15 protein-coding genes and 1 pseudogene are annotated in these 13,796 nt (G+C 60.5%); 9 read left to right on the forward strand and 7 right to left on the reverse strand.

Annotation, left to right across the window (positions count from 1 at the left end):
• Positions 1 to 46: 46 nt before the first annotated feature.
• From NF78_RS33465 to xdhA, 3 genes are all read right to left on the reverse strand, one after another.
• On the reverse strand, positions 47 to 325 hold the full coding sequence (locus NF78_RS33465; RefSeq protein ID WP_072016064.1) for a type II toxin-antitoxin system PemK/MazF family toxin: 279 nt from the start codon (positions 323 to 325) through the stop codon (positions 47 to 49).
• The gene (locus tag NF78_RS12870) at positions 312 to 509 is read right to left on the reverse strand and encodes a hypothetical protein (protein WP_035986916.1); all 198 of its coding nucleotides are present in this window, start codon (positions 507 to 509) and stop codon (positions 312 to 314) included. The genes NF78_RS33465 and NF78_RS12870 overlap by 14 nt, the downstream gene beginning before the upstream one ends.
• A 240-nt stretch (positions 510 to 749) precedes the next feature.
• A complete protein-coding gene (xdhA, locus tag NF78_RS12875) occupies positions 750 to 2,210 on the reverse strand; it encodes a xanthine dehydrogenase small subunit (protein ID WP_035989601.1) in 1,461 nt (486 codons plus the stop codon).
• Positions 2,211 to 2,402: 192 nt separating this feature from the next.
• Here xdhA and NF78_RS12880 point away from each other — a divergent pair, with 192 nt between their 5' ends.
• Positions 2,403 to 2,909 (forward strand): hypothetical protein, encoded by a 507-nt coding sequence (locus NF78_RS12880; RefSeq protein ID WP_072016065.1) that lies wholly within the window; start codon positions 2,403 to 2,405, stop codon positions 2,907 to 2,909.
• A 158-nt stretch (positions 2,910 to 3,067) separates the two neighbouring features.
• Complete coding sequence (locus tag NF78_RS29400; RefSeq protein ID WP_263970589.1) at positions 3,068 to 3,346, forward strand: YnfA family protein; 279 nt, start codon at positions 3,068 to 3,070, stop codon at positions 3,344 to 3,346.
• On the opposite strand, the gene NF78_RS12885 is transcribed toward NF78_RS29400, so the two are convergent.
• Positions 3,253 to 3,948: a hypothetical protein gene (locus tag NF78_RS12885; RefSeq protein WP_035986919.1), complete on the reverse strand. Its 696-nt coding sequence runs from the start codon at positions 3,946 to 3,948 to the stop codon at positions 3,253 to 3,255. The genes NF78_RS29400 and NF78_RS12885 overlap by 94 nt on opposite strands.
• On the opposite strand from NF78_RS12885, the pseudogene NF78_RS12890 reads away from it, so the two are divergent.
• Together NF78_RS12890 and NF78_RS12895 are read left to right on the forward strand one after the other, a co-directional pair.
• Positions 3,948 to 4,235 (forward strand): annotated as a pseudogene (locus NF78_RS12890) (ISKra4 family transposase); the annotation flags it as partial. The gene NF78_RS12885 and the pseudogene NF78_RS12890 overlap by 1 nt on opposite strands.
• Before the next feature lie 195 nt (positions 4,236 to 4,430).
• Positions 4,431 to 5,003, forward strand: coding sequence for an HD domain-containing protein (locus NF78_RS12895; protein ID WP_052050312.1), 573 nt, complete (start codon positions 4,431 to 4,433; stop codon positions 5,001 to 5,003).
• 93 nt (positions 5,004 to 5,096) lie between these two features.
• Here the strand turns inward: NF78_RS12895 and NF78_RS12900 are convergent, their stop codons facing one another.
• Both NF78_RS12900 and NF78_RS12905 read right to left on the reverse strand, forming a co-directional pair.
• On the reverse strand, positions 5,097 to 7,316 hold the full coding sequence (locus tag NF78_RS12900; protein WP_035986921.1) for a hypothetical protein: 2,220 nt from the start codon (positions 7,314 to 7,316) through the stop codon (positions 5,097 to 5,099).
• A 379-nt stretch (positions 7,317 to 7,695) separates the two neighbouring features.
• Positions 7,696 to 8,898: an NAD(P)/FAD-dependent oxidoreductase gene (locus tag NF78_RS12905; RefSeq protein ID WP_035986923.1), complete on the reverse strand. Its 1,203-nt coding sequence runs from the start codon at positions 8,896 to 8,898 to the stop codon at positions 7,696 to 7,698.
• A gap of 75 nt (positions 8,899 to 8,973) precedes the next feature.
• Between NF78_RS12905 and NF78_RS12910 the strand changes: the two genes are divergently transcribed.
• From NF78_RS12910 to NF78_RS12930, 5 genes are all read left to right on the forward strand, one after another.
• The gene (locus NF78_RS12910; RefSeq protein WP_052050314.1) at positions 8,974 to 9,711 is read left to right on the forward strand and encodes an AzlC family ABC transporter permease; all 738 of its coding nucleotides are present in this window, start codon (positions 8,974 to 8,976) and stop codon (positions 9,709 to 9,711) included.
• 38 nt (positions 9,712 to 9,749) lie between these two features.
• The gene (locus tag NF78_RS12915; RefSeq protein ID WP_035986927.1) at positions 9,750 to 10,067 is read left to right on the forward strand and encodes an AzlD domain-containing protein; all 318 of its coding nucleotides are present in this window, start codon (positions 9,750 to 9,752) and stop codon (positions 10,065 to 10,067) included.
• Positions 10,068 to 10,256: 189 nt separating this feature from the next.
• Positions 10,257 to 10,460, forward strand: a complete 204-nt coding sequence (locus tag NF78_RS12920) for a hypothetical protein (RefSeq protein WP_035986929.1) — start codon at positions 10,257 to 10,259, stop codon at positions 10,458 to 10,460.
• Between the two features lie 132 nt (positions 10,461 to 10,592).
• Positions 10,593 to 11,891 carry a cytochrome P450 gene (locus tag NF78_RS12925; protein ID WP_263970590.1) on the forward strand — a complete coding sequence of 433 codons (1,299 nt, stop codon included), beginning with the start codon at positions 10,593 to 10,595 and terminating at the stop codon, positions 11,889 to 11,891.
• 62 nt (positions 11,892 to 11,953) lie between these two features.
• Positions 11,954 to 12,277, forward strand: coding sequence for a YnfA family protein (locus tag NF78_RS12930; protein ID WP_035986933.1), 324 nt, complete (start codon positions 11,954 to 11,956; stop codon positions 12,275 to 12,277).
• Here the strand turns inward: NF78_RS12930 and NF78_RS12935 are convergent.
• Positions 12,274 to 13,467, reverse strand: a complete 1,194-nt coding sequence (locus NF78_RS12935) for a glycosyltransferase (protein ID WP_035986935.1) — start codon at positions 13,465 to 13,467, stop codon at positions 12,274 to 12,276. The two genes, NF78_RS12930 and NF78_RS12935, sit on opposite strands and share 4 nt — an antisense overlap.
• Positions 13,468 to 13,796 lie beyond the last annotated feature (329 nt).

Genomic DNA, 13,796 nt, shown 5'->3' on the forward strand with positions numbered 1-13,796 from the left:
AATCCATAGCTTCAAACCCTAGCCAAAAGAGTACGGCGTCTTCAATTTAAAGTAGCTGATCCGAATCTAGCTCACCCAGTTTTCTTAACAATTTTGCGTGGGGAACAGTGATGAGGTTCTGAACATCAAAGGCTCCGGGTTTCAAGAATCTTACGCGGACATCTACTTCAAAGCGGGAGCCTCTGAGAGCTGTTGTGTGAGGGATTAATGTTACTAAGTCTCTGTCCTGCATGCGTGGGGGGATACTGATAACAAGGCAAGGCCTAACCTTGGCTACATAGCCCAGATCGACTAGCCAAACCTCACCTCGATCAGGACTGCTCATGGTCAGCTTCCTGTTGATCGAGGGCTAAAAATAGCTCCTCTGCGTTTAGAGCTAAGTCATCATCGGTCAGTGGTAGGAAATCAAGATTAACAAGTCGCCGCAGGATTTCTAGAGCAATCTCTACCTGCTCCGCACTAGGTAAGCTATCAAAGCTGTTAAGAATTTCTTGAGCCAGGGCAGTCATCACGCTTCACCGTTGCTAGTAGTTTTCCTCAAATTTATTATGTCCTCCCTGAGGACTTTAAGTCATGGGGTGGCATTGCAGGGCTGTTTGAGCGCATCGAAAACATTTAACTTTTGCTACCTTTGCCTTTGTTTGCAATGGTGGGCATTGCCCACCACCATCATTGGGTATAAACCAGGCTGATGAAGCGCATTCAAGGATGGCTGTCGCCTGTATAGGGAACGGTGGGCGGTGCCCACCCTACGGGAACTCCACAAAGAATTTCTCGAACAGATTCACCACCAGGCGCTTACGGTACTCGGCGCTGCCGCGCAGGTCGGTTAGCGGGGTAAATGCCTCTTGCAGCAGGGGTTTTGCAGCCTGTACGGTAGCCATGGTCCAGGGTTTGCCGACCAGGAAGTCTTCGACGGCGATCGCCCGCGCCGGAGTGGCCGCCACCCCCCCATAGCCCAGCCGCGCCTTGAGAATCCGGTTGTCCCCATCCACATCCACCGCAAAGGCGGCTGCGACAATGCTGATGTCGTCGGTGCCGCGCTTGCCGATTTTGTAGGACTGGGCCAGGCGGCGGGCTGTACCCGGTGCAGGCGCTTTGGAAATCGTCACCGACACAATCACCTCACTGGGCTGGAGGGCCGTCTGGCGGTAGCCCAGGAAGAAGTCGGCCAGGGGAAGGGTGCGTGTACCACCGGAACCCGCCAGCTTCAGCGACGCATCCAGCGATAGGAGCACCGGGGGCAGGTCGCCGATGGGGGAGGCGGTGCCGATGTTGCCGCCCAGGGTCGCCCGATTGCGTACCTGCCGCGCGGCGAACCAGTGGATCATCTCATCCATACTGGGGAAAAGGCCGTGGAGATTGGCTTCAATGTGGCTGAGGGGCACCGCCGCGCCGATTTCGATCGCCTCCTCGGTGTGGTGAATCTGCTTCAGTTCGGTAACGGCCTCCAGAGAAATCAGAATTGGGTAGTGCTGTCGGTGCCAGCTCATCTCCAGGCCCAGGTCGGTGGCTCCGGCGACCAGGGTGGCGTCGGGGTGCTGCTGCAACAGGTCAAGGACGTCTGAAAGCTGAGTCGGGCGATAGAACCGTTCGCTGGAGCCGTTGTTCTGGGTGGTGTAGGCCAGGGGGGCCAGCTCCGGCGAGGCGGAGGTCAGATGCTCAGCGAACCTATCCTGGGGGGCGGCCTCGGCCACCATTTGGGCGGCGCGGCGGATGGGCAGGTAGCCGGTACAGCGGCAGAGGTTGCCCTCCACCGAGAGATCGTCGGGGGTGCCGTCGTAGTAGGCGGCAAACAGGCTCATGATGAAGCCGGGGGTGCAGTAGCCGCACTGGGAGCCGCCCGTTTCTACCATCGCCGCCTGCACTGGATGGAGCTGGTCGGCGGTGACGGGTTCTTTCACCAGGGGGGTTTTGGCAATGCGGCCCTGGGCGATGCCGTCTGCCGTCCACACCTGCCGCCCCGCCACCGCCCCCAGGGGAATCAGGCAGCTGTTCACCGCCTGGTAGTGGGGCTGGCTGTCGGCCCCGGCCCCGACGATCGCCACCGTGCAGGCCCCGCAGTCGCCGTCGCCGCAGCCCTCCTTGGTGCCTGCTCGCCCGCTCAGGCGCAGGTACTCCAGCAGGGTCATGGCTGGGGAGAGATCTTCCACGGAGACTGGCTCTCCGTTGATGGTGAAGTTCAGTTGAACATCCAGTTGTTGAGGCATAGAGGCAATATGGCGACTAAAAAACAGGTACCCACGGGCCATGAGATTAGTGTTCAACTTAGCGGTAATTTAGTAAGCAAAATGACAATTTGACTAAATTTAATTTGGGATTAGGCTATAGGTTCAGACCTAAACGGAATAGTTTGGGGCCAGAGGAACGGCGAACCCCTGAGCTGAGAAGTGGTTGGTGACATGACGCCTCTTTTCAAAAAACTGAATTTGACGGCTCAGGGTGAGATTTTGGTGGTTAACGCTCCCACCAGCTTTGAGCCGGAGCTGTTGGGTCTGGAAGGCGTGACGACCCACCGGCAGGTAGAGGCGATCGCGGCGATTGCCTTTGCTCTGGTCTTTGTCACCCAGCAGGCGGAGGTGGATGATTTGGCCCAGGCGATCGCCCCCAGGGCCATGGGCGACAGTATTCTCTGGTTTGCCTATCCCAAGAAAAGTTCCAAGACCTATACCTGCGAATTTAACCGCGATACCGGCTGGGCCGTGCTGGGGGATCTGGGCTTTGAGCCGGTGCGCCAGGTGGCGATAGACGCTGACTGGTCGGCTCTGCGATTTCGCCGGGTGGAGTACATTAAGTCCATGACCCGCAACCCCAAGATGGCGCTCAGCCAGGAGGGCAGGGGGGAGCATGTCAGGTTTGCAAGGTCGGCTGAAACAGGTGAGGATGCAAGTGTTGACCTAAAGGCCTAACTGATGACCCCTGAGAAAGCCACCCAACTCAAAATGACCCCCATTCCAACCCTCCGGCCCAGGTCGGGCCTCAGCGTTGTCTTTAGAAAACGCTGAGGCCCAACCAATCGTAAACCCGCAATCCTTAACTCCGCTGACTGAGAATCCAGGGCTGAACTATGGTGCGATCGCTGCTGTTTTTTGTGCTGGCTGGCCTATGTGAAATTGGCGGCGGCTACCTGGTCTGGCTGGCCCTGCGGGAGGGCAAAAGCCCCTGGCTAGCGGTACTGGGCGTGGCAATTTTGGGCATTTACGGAGCGGTGCCAACCCTCCAACCTACCCACTTCGGCCGCGCCTACGCGGCCTACGGCGATTCTTCGCCGGGAATGGTCTGCGCCACCTGGAAGGCCTGGGCCAGAATGGGCTGTGCGGCCTCAGCCTGCCCTAGATCGCCATAGCGCTGGGCGATCGCCAGCAGGAGCTGCGCCTGGCGACTGGGCTCAGGGAGTTCGTTGACCACGGGCAGGGCCAGGTCAAAGCGATTTTGTTGCAGCAGAGCCGTGGCGCTGGTTTGCAAGCGCCCAATGCGCACCTCTGCGGGCGAGGTAGCCTGGGCGAGTTGCAACGCCCCGATATACTGGTTCGCCGCCATAAACACCTCAAAGGGCTGGTCGATTGGCCCCCCAAACGAAGCATCGGTGATCGAGCTATCCAAAATGCTGACCCGCTGCAACAGTTCGCGGGTGAGGTCGGCTTGCCCCATTTGGGCATAGACAACGGCAATGGCGGTGAGGGCACTGGGTTCGATCACCCCGCTTTGGAGCACCTCTTCGGGGAACTGGCGCTGATAGGTGGCGACCAGACTATCTAAGCTCTCCAGCGTTTGCTGAAGCAGGTTATTAGCCCAGGCGGTTTGACCGGCCTGATGGGCGCTCAGGGCGATCGCCGTCAAGAGCCGAACCCGCAAGACAGGCCGATGGTCGAGGGGCAGCTGCTGAGCCCACGCCACTGCCTGACCGTATTGCCCCGTGGCCGCGTAGGCAGTAGCGATCCTGACCATGGCAGGGCAAGGTCGATGAAACCCTAGCCCTCTTTGGACCCTTGAGCAAAAAGCAGGCCCAGGCCTTTTGTAATTACCTCCGCAAGCATCGCCACCGCATTGTCAATTATGACTATTATCAACGCGAGCAAATCTGCTCGATTGGCTCAGGGGCGGTTGAATCGGCTATCAAGCAAATCAGCCGCAGAGTCAAAATCTCAGGGGCCCAGTGGAATGAGGACAATGTTCCCCAGGTGCTGGCCCATCGTTGTGCTTATCTCAATGGAGCCATTGGGTTACAAAGGTGACATGCTCCCAGGGCAGGGCGCGATCATCGAAGGATGTGTCTCAGAAAAATCAGTGAGATTTTCTGTAATGTGGGCACTGCCCACCGGCCTGGGGTTGACCTATCAAAGATTCCCCTAAGTAGGGGATGTCGGGTTACCTTCCTCTGGGCATGCTGAAGATACGGTTTGATCAAATCTCTCCTTCCCAGCACACCCATGACTTCTTCGGCGCTGACTCCCACCACCGCTCCTGCCCTGCTCGAGGCCCTGCACTTTGCGGCTACCAAACACAGCGACCAGCGCCGCAAGGACAAAGAGGCCTCCCCCTACATCAACCACCCCATCCGGGTGGCACAGCTGCTGGCCACCGAGGGCGGCGTCACCGACCTGGCGACGTTACAGGCCGCCATTCTCCACGACACGGTCGAAGACACCGAGACCACTCCAGAGGAACTGGAGCAGCTTTTTGGCCCTGAGGTGCGGCGAATAGTGGCCGAAGTCACCGACGACAAGAGCCTGCCCAAGGCGGAGCGCAAACAGCGGCAGGTAGAGCACGCCCCCCACCTGTCGGCCCAGGCCAAGCAGCTCAAAATTGCTGACAAAACCGCCAACGTGCAAAACATCACCACCTCGCCCCCCGACGGCTGGTCCCTAGAGCGCAAGCGCGAATATTTGGATTGGGCCGACCGGGTGGTGGCCGGATGCCGGGGCTGCAACCCGGCGCTGGAAGCGGTTTACGACGAGGTCATGGCCCAGGGGCGTGAGGCACTGGCAGCGGTAGCCCTGTAGGCCAGTCTTCTGGTCGGCTCGCCGTTAATTTTCCCCGGCCCGTTCTAGGGGCTGTTATAGCGATAGGCGACGTCTGAACGAGACGGGCTGAGGTCACAAAGCACAGCGAATGGATTCTAGAACCTGCTGGCGCAACGGAATCGCCTGAAGCTGGTTGGCCACCCGTCGGGCCTGATCGCCCTGCCCCAGCTGGGCGTATTGCAGGGCGATCGCTTCTAGCATGCTGCCCCGGTCGTCGGTTCTGTCGATGATGGTGTATCCCTCGGCCCCCAGTCGATCGACCTGGGATTCTTCGCCGGGAATGGTCTGCGCCACCTGGAAGGCCTGGGCCAGAATGGGCTGTGCGGCCTCAGCCTGCCCTAGATCGCCATAGCGCTGGGCGATCGCCAGCAGGAGCTGCGCCTGGCGACTGGGCTCAGGGAGTTCGTTGACCACGGGCAGGGCCAGGTCAAAGCGATTTTGTTGCAGCAGAGCCGTGGCGCTGGTTTGCAAGCGCCCAATGCGCACCTCTGCGGGCGAGGTAGCCTGGGCGAGTTGCAACGCCCCGATATACTGGTTCGCCGCCATAAACACCTCAAAGGGCTGGTCGATTGGCCCCCCAAACGAAGCATCGGTGATCGAGCTATCCAAAATGCTGACCCGCTGCAACAGTTCGCGGGTGAGGTCGGCTTGCCCCATTTGGGCATAGACAACGGCAATGGCGGTGAGGGCACTGGGTTCGATCACCCCGCTTTGGAGCACCTCTTCGGGGAACTGGCGCTGATAGGTGGCGACCAGACTATCTAAGCTCTCCAGCGTTTGCTGAAGCAGGTTATTAGCCCAGGCGGTTTGACCGGCCTGATGGGCGCTCAGGGCGATCGCCGTCAAGAGCCGAACCCGCAAGACAGGCCGATGGTCGAGGGGCAGCTGCTGAGCCCACGCCACTGCCTGACCGTATTGCCCCGTGGCCGCGTAGGCAGTAGCGATCCTGACCATTTCCCAATCCTGTGGGCCATAGTTATAGTTGACGGCGACAATCTGGTCCCAGGATTGGCGAACCCATTCAAACTGCTGGGTGTCGATCGCCAGCTGCAGCAGGTATCCCAAAGCGAAGCTTTGTTCCCAGGGGTCGGACAGGGCTTGAATATCACTCAGCTGAGCTGACAGCCACGCCTCAACTACCTCCTGCTGCCCAGCCTGGCTGTAGGCCACCATCACCGATTTGATCGTCTCCGGTTGAGAGGCCCGGAGCTGAGTTTGGGCCAGTTCCAGGGCTGCGTCGCGCTGCCCCAGCTGCAGGTAGATGTCAACTAAATTTCTAAAGACAAACTCTGGATCCGTTAAACCCGTAGCCGTTTCGGCCTGCTCCCTGGCCTGGGCGATCGCCCGAGCCGCTGCGGCGGGCTGGTTGGCGTTGTGGTAAGCAACTGCCACCTTGCCCAGGGCCAAAATGCGCTGGGTTGCTGCGGGGATAGCTTGAGCCGATGTCTCTGCCGCGCTCAGGTTTTGCACGGCAATCGTTCCCTCAACAATGCCCCGTAGCACAATTGAGCGCAGCTCATAGTCATCGGGCAACTCGGCGGCGATGGCTTCGGCCTGAGCGAAGTGACCAATCTGAGCGTAGGTGGTCGCCATGCGCTGCAAAAGAGACAGCTTCAGTCGCTGGGAGGTGTCGGGCGGAATTTGCTCCACGGCTCCCCCCACCTGGGTTAGCACGACCAGCGCCGAGGTCGTCTCACCCATCAAGGCATAGGTTTCGGCAATGTCGATTAGCGCACTGGCGGTGAAATCACTGCCACGAATTAGGGTTGCCGCCTGCCGCGCCTGCTCTAGGGCTTGCCTAGCAGGCGGGGTTTCACCCTGCTCTAGAACGGTGTAGTAGCGGGCGATCGCCGCCAGCGATCGCGTTTTGACATAGCTGTGGCCCGAGGGCAGCTGATTGGCCAGCGCCAAAAACTGTCCCAGGGTGGCCTGGATCTGGGGTGATGGCACCTGCCGAGCGCCCTGGGTCAGCCGCTGCCACCGGGTCGTTGGGTAGCCCTCGTTAGCATCTAGCAGCCACTGCTGTAGCAGATCTGCCTGGCGTCGCCCGTCTCGCAACTGCCCAGCGATCGCCAAAGTCTCCTGTAACGATTGCAGAGCCGCATCGGGTTGAGTCCTTTCCAGGGCAGAGCGCGCCTGCTCCTCCGCCATGGCCAGCCGGTTTTGAAGGGCTGCATCGGGGTTACAAACCGCCGCCTGCGCCTGGGCTGCATAGACGGGATTGAGGGCGTTTTCCAGCGGTGCGATCGCCAGCACCCCCAACAACAAAACCGACTGAATAGAGCGAATCATGGTTGCAGAAAGAGAAGGTTGAAGGGGTAGAGGGTGCGATCGCCCGGTCGATTTAACCGCCCGCCAAAACAGGTGGGGAATTGGGCGACCGTTTGACCGTCGCGATCGGCCCGCGATAAAACATTGCACCGGATCACACCTTCAATCTTGACCCAGCCCATTTCGGATAAGAGGTTGAAAGAGACGCTCGCCCAAAGTGGCACTGCCGCCGTCAACCCTCAGCGGTGGGCTTAGGACGTCGTAGCCGGACGCCCGGTTCATGATTTCGTTTTGCCTGGAAACGCGCGATCGCGGTTTGCAGCTAATGCAGCGTCAAAGCTAAAAATTAGGGTTCCCTGTGGCCGACTGATCATTCCACAGGAAACAGCCATTTCCGCCATCAGGACTGGGCTGAGAGCAGATCGCGCAAGGGTTTGGTCATCCAGTTAATGCCCACCCGCACCTGGTGCGAGAAGGTGGGCATGCGGTAGAGGTAGGCCAGACGGCGGGCTACGTAGGCCAGTTCGCCGTCGAGCTGAACGCCCAGCCCGGTGAGGGTGGCGCGGCTGGTGCCCAGGGTGAGCATTTCGCCCAGGTGGCGGTAGCGGAAGGGCAGCTGGGGGCGATCGCTCAAACTGGCCCAGATATTCCACCCGACAAAGTCGGCCTGCTGGAGCGCCACCTGGGCGGTGGTGGGCACCTGCTGGCCCTCGGCATCGCGACAGTCAGCGGCATCGCCTAGGGCGTAGACCCCAGGGCGATCGACCGACTCCAGGGTGGGCTGCACGACAATCTGCTGGCGATCGTTGTGCTTCAGGGGCAGGTTGGCCATCACCTCGTTGACGCGGGTGCCCACGGTCCACAGCACCAGATCCACGGGCAAAATATCGGTCTGCTCCCGGTAGGTCAGGCTAATGGTGTCGGCGGTGACGTTGTCGACGGCAGTTTCGAGATCGACCCACACCCCCAGGTCGGAGAGCACTTTTTGGGCCACTTCCCGGTTGTACTCAGGGGAGGCACGCAGAATTGTATCAGTGCGCTCGACCAGCCGCACCCGGCCACGATCGCCCAGCTGTTCGGCCACTTTGCAGGCCAGCTCAACGCCGCTGTAGCCGCCGCCCACCACCGCGACACGAATTTTTTCGGCGTCGGAGGCGGTCAGCAGGCGCAGGCGATCTTTGAGCTGGTAGGCATCTTGCAGAGAGCGAAAGGCAAGGGCGTGCTCGGCCACGCCGGGGGCCATGTCCATTGGCGTGGTGCCGCCCAGGGCCAGCACCAGGCGATCGTAGGTGAGGGTGAGGCCATCGCTGAGGCTGACGCGGTGCTGGTCGAGGTCTACGGCGGCGACCTCCGCCTGGCGAAACTGGACGGTAGTCCCGGCCAGCAGATCGACGTAGGGTGGGGCCACCTCCCAGGCCTGCAGCTCATCGGTGACCAGCTCGTAGAGCAGCGGCAAAAACAGAAAGCGATCGCTGCAATCCACCAGCGTGATTGTGGGCGGGTTGCCTTCCCAGGGCAGCTGGCTCAGGCGCAGCGCGGTGTAGAGGCCGCCAAAGCCGCCGCCAAGAATACAAATTTGCGTTTGCTGGGGAGCGTCTGCCATAGTGAAAAGCCGTGATACCTCCTCTACCTTCTAACTCAAAATGGAAAGAGACATCCTGCTTTTCGGAGATTTCTTTTGGCTAGCTCAACTGAGTCTGTAGAGCGATCGCCGCAGCAAGAGGTATTGGCTGGAGCGCGGGACATTATTCCCCTGGTTGTAGGGGCGATTCCCTTTGGGATTATCTTTGGCACCCTGGCCCAGGGCAGCGGGCTTTCCTTTGGGGCCACCCTGGGCATGTCGGCCTTTGTGTTTGCCGGGTCGTCGCAGTTTATCGCCCTGGGGCTGCTGGCGGCGGGCAGCACTCTGCCCCTAATTGTGCTCACCACGGTGGTCGTCAACCTGCGCCACCTGCTCTACGCCGCCAGCCTGCTGCCTTACGTGGAGGGCGCATCGCAGCGGTGGAGAGCGGTGATTGGCTTCCTGTTGACTGACGAATCCTTTGCGATCGCCATTCGTCGCTACGCACAGCCCGACCGCAGTCCCCACAAACACTGGTACTACCTGGGGGCCGCCGGGGCCATGTACGGCAACTGGATTCTGTGTACCCTGCTGGGGCTGACGGTGGGCCAGCTAATTCCCAACGCGGCGGCCTGGGGGCTGGACTTTGCCATGGTGGCCACCTTCATCGGCATGACCGCGCCCTATGCCAAAACGCGACCGATGGTGGGGGCGATCGCCGTCGCCGGGCTAGTGGCGGTGCTGGCCAATGGGTTGCCCCATAAACTGGGGCTAATGGTGGCGGCGATCGCCGGAGTCGCCACTGGCTACTGGCTCGAAACCCAACTCATCCCCAGCCCCCAGGGCAAACGGTAATACCGACCCCAATCCAAAATCCGAAATTCAAAATCCCCATGAACGACTGGCTCCTCGTCGCCGCTATGGCCCTGGTGACGTTTTCAATTCGCTACCTGCTGCTGGCCTTTAGCGGTCGCATTTCCCTGTCGCCGACCCTGGTGCGGGCTCTGGGCTACGTGCCCCCGGTGGTGCTGACGGCGATCGTAGTGCCTGCGGTGGTACTGCCCGCTGGCGACCTCTGGTTGAGCTGGCAGAATGCGCGGCTGGTGGGGGCGATCGCCTGCGTTATCCTCGCCGTCTGGCGTCAGAACCTGCTACTGACCATCGCGGGCGGTATGGCCGTATTCTGGGGCTGGAGCTGGCTGGTGAACTGATGTCTATGAGGATATTATGCGCGGGTTTTGGCGTTAGCTAATGAGAGCTAGCCTCAGGGTTGGATTGCTGCCATTCAGCACTGTCTGGGCTCGTTTTCTCGCACATTCAGCCTTTCTGTAGACGACAGGCCATCGCTACCTGGCTAGTGTGAGTACAGGAAACGACAGACTAAAGGTGGAAAACACACTATGCCGTGGCAGTTTAAAGTCCCCACTCTGGGCAATGAAAAGTCGGAGCAAGAGCTTAAGGACCTGATTCTGACCTCTGAACCCGATGCCGATATCGACATCAACTCGCAGGCCAAGACGATCACCATTAGCTCCCAGGCTTCAGAAGAAACCTTCAAAGAACTGATTGTGGCCGCTGGTCACAACATCGCCCCTGCCCAGTAATGACCTGGGATGGCGGGGCTTTGGGTATCTACTAGGTCAGGCAGCTACCGCTGTAGCTTCGCGCTAGGCTAGAGGGCGTCGGTTTCGATCGTTCTCCCCTGTATGACCCCGTCCATCTCAGATTCAGGGCCTTTGCCTCCCGGTAGTTTTGGCCTCCCGGTGGTGGGCGAAACCCTCAGCTTTTTGCTCGATCGCGAGTTTGCCAATAGGCGCCAGGCCAGGTACGGGGCTATTTTCAAAACCCACCTGCTGGGCCGCCCCACGGTAGTAATGATGGGGCCGGAGGCCAACCAGTTTTTGCTCTCCAGCCACATGGACTGTTTCTCCTGGCGGGAGGGCTGGCCCGGCACCTTCAAAGAACTGCTGGGGGAGTCGCTGTTTTTGCAGGAGGGTGAGGAGCACCGCCGCAACCGCAAGCTGCTCATGCCCGCCTTCCACGGTCCCGCCCTGGCGGGCTATGTCGCCACTATGCAGACGCTGACCGATCGCTACGCCCAGCGGTGGGAAGCCCTGGGCCAATTCACCTGGTTCGACGAGCTGAAGCAGCTCACCTTTGATATCGCCAGCACCCTGCTGCTGGGCAGCGAACCGGGCGAGCAGAGCGCTCAGATGTCGCAGTGGTTTGCCGATCTGACCAACGGCTTGTTTTCGCCGCCGATTCGCTGGGGCTGGACGCCTTTTGGCAAGGCTATCAAGGCGCGCGATCGCCTGCTAGAGCACATTGAGCAGGTGGTCAAGGAGCGCCAGGCTCACCCCACCAACGACGCCCTGGGCCTGCTGGTGCAGAGCGAAGATGAAGACGGCAACCGCCTCAGCCTGGAGGAAATTAAGGCCCAGGCCCTGCTGATGCTGTTTGCGGGCCACGAGACCACGACCTCAATGCTGACCTCGCTGGTGATGGCCCTGGCGCAGCACCCGCAGGTGTGGGCACAGGCGCGGCAGGAGCAGATGAGGTTGATGGAAACGAGCGCTCGCGTCGCTCTGGAGCAGATCCGGCAGATGCCCTATCTGGATCAGGTGGTCAAAGAGGTGGAGCGGCTGTACCCGCCCGTGGGCGGAGGCTTTCGCGGCGTAGTCAAACCCTTTGAGTTCAACGGCTATCGGGTGCCCGAGGGCTGGATGGCGCTGTACCGAATCGATGCCGCCCACCGCGATCGCCGCATCTACACCGACCCTGAAACCTTTGACCCCGATCGCTTTGGCCCCAAGCGGGCCGAGCACAAACGCTTTGACTTCAGCCTGGTGGGCTTTGGCGGCGGTCCCCGCGTGTGCCTGGGGCTGGCCTTTGCCCAGCTCGAAATTAAGCTGGTGGCAGCCCACCTGCTGCGCCACTACACCTGGGAGCTGACCCCCGCCCAGGACCTGACCATGACCCCCATTCCAACCCTCCGGCCCAGGTCGGGCCTCAGCGTTGTCTTTAGAAAACGCTGAGGCCCAACCAATCGTAAACCCGCAATCCTTAACTCCGCTGACTGAGAATCCAGGGCTGAACTATGGTGCGATCGCTGCTGTTTTTTGTGCTGGCTGGCCTATGTGAAATTGGCGGCGGCTACCTGGTCTGGCTGGCCCTGCGGGAGGGCAAAAGCCCCTGGCTAGCGGTACTGGGCGTGGCAATTTTGGGCATTTACGGAGCGGTGCCAACCCTCCAACCTACCCACTTCGGCCGCGCCTACGCGGCCTACGGCGGCATTTTTATTGTGCTGTCGATCGCGTGGGGATGGGCCATTGACCAGGTACAACCCGATCGCTTTGATCTGCTCGGCGGCTGGGTAGTGCTGCTGGGCGTGCTGGTGATGATGTACGCGCCCAGGGGTTAGGACACTTTCAGCGATCGCCCCCGCCAGGTCCAGCCCCAGCCGGTCTTGGTCTTGACCACGGAGGTAAGGGCGATCGCCACCACAATCAAGCCGCCCACGCTGCTCAGCCACCAGTAGCGCAGGGGGACTCGCACCTGGCGGTAGCTCAGCCACCGGAGCAGCCCGTAGGCCACCAGCGTCAACGCCGTCAGCCCGTAGAGCATCGCTACAGGCCAGGAAAATGCGGGCTTGAGCAGGAGCGCAATCAGGCTGGCCAGCAGCCCCACCCAGGGCATCACAAACACCAGGGCAATGGTGAAAGCCGACAGCAGCGTCAGCGGCAAATTTTCTTCGGTGCCCAGGTAGTAGTTCTTCGTCCACCCCTCCCACAGGGTGCCAAAGGACGAATACATTCGCACCCCCAGCAGATCAATGCCCAGCACGTAGCGCAGCCTCAACTCATGCCGTCGAATCTGGCGGGCCAGCTCCACATCCTCCACGATTACGTCGTGGAGGGCGGCATGCCCCCCGATCTGGTGATAGGCTTCGCGGCGAAACAGCATAAACGGCCCGGCGGCAAAGGCATCCTCTACCGCCGTCGAGTCGTTGATGGCCTGGAAGTCGTAGGCGATCGCGATCGCGCTCATCATAATCGGCTGCACCAGCCACTCGGCAAAGCAGCCGCAAATAATCTTAGGCGCACAGCTGAGCAGATCGGCCTGGTGGGACTGGGCTTCGGCCAGGGCCGCGGCGATCGCCCCCGACGACAGCCGCACATCGGCATCGATAAACAGCAGGTAGTCGCCCTGGGCCAGCGGTGCCGCCTGGGCACAGGCCCAGTTTTTGCCGTGCCCAACCTTCCCCGCCGGACGCGGCGGCACCGCCAGATGGTGAACGTTGGGGTGCTGGGCCGCCAGCTCGGCGGCGAACTGGCCGGTGGCATCGGTGGATTGGTCGTCGGCAATCCAGACCTCAAACCGTTTGCCCCCCGGCAGAACGGTCGTGAGCACCGCTTCCACGCAGTCGCGAATATTGTCAGCCTCGTTGAAAGCGGGAATGATCACGTCGATGGATGCCTCCGGTACAGCCTCCGTCGGTTGCAGCCAGGGGGCCGCCCGCAGCGAGCGGGTGAGCTTCCAGGTAAAAGCCGCGATCGCCACCAGGGCGATCGCCAATGCCCCGTCCAGTCCCAGCGTTAGCCTTTCTACCATGGCTTCGTCCCACCGCCCCTGCTCATCGTCCTTCAGTAGTAATCTACGGTACTCCCCCTACCTTGACAGGGCCTCCACAGTAAGTATGGTGCTCGCGGTAGATGCATACCTCTGGCCCCTGCCGAACCTGGCAGGGGCCTTTTCTCATGGGAGTAGAAGTACCAGCTGAGCCTGCCGATAGGCTAGGGGTATTGCTGTCGCTGCTAATGTCAAAGGTTTATTTGGCCAGGGATTTGGCTAAGTTTTAATGAATTTACAAAAGGTTGACGCAGTGGGAGTTATTGGCGGGGAATTTTAATATCGTCAGACCTTGGGTGCTGCTTTTTAGA

It is taken from the genome of Leptolyngbya sp. KIOST-1 (assembly GCF_000763385.1).
Taxonomy (GTDB): domain Bacteria; phylum Cyanobacteriota; class Cyanobacteriia; order Phormidesmidales; family Phormidesmidaceae; genus Nodosilinea.